Genomic DNA, 236 nt, shown 5'->3' with positions numbered 1-236 from the left:
CGCGCAGGAAGTGCGACTTGGCCTGGGACATCCGCCGCCCTATTGGGCAGTGGCGTGGCCGGGCGGCCAAGCCCTGGCGCGCTATGTCCTGGACCATGCCGAGATCGTCAAAGGAGCACGAGTCCTCGACCTCGGCGCCGGCTGCGCCATCGGCGCCATCGCGGCGGCGATAGCGGGCGCAGATCAGGTGGAAGCCAACGATCCGGACCTCTTCGCCCGGACCGCCGCTCGCCTGA

1 protein-coding gene is annotated in these 236 nt (G+C 70.3%); it reads left to right on the top strand.

Annotated features, from left to right (window positions below):
• Window positions 1–236: 50S ribosomal protein L11 methyltransferase (locus ACTFO6_RS19815; RefSeq protein WP_439936000.1), on the top strand; the 236-nt coding region annotated here is incomplete at both ends.

Origin of the sequence: Pelomicrobium sp. G1 (assembly GCF_051905455.1) — a bacterium.
In the GTDB taxonomy this organism is placed as follows: domain Bacteria; phylum Pseudomonadota; class Gammaproteobacteria; order Burkholderiales; family UBA6910; genus Pelomicrobium.
The sequence above is the reverse complement of the archived record's forward strand: the minus strand, read 5'-3'. Positions and strand labels throughout refer to the sequence as shown.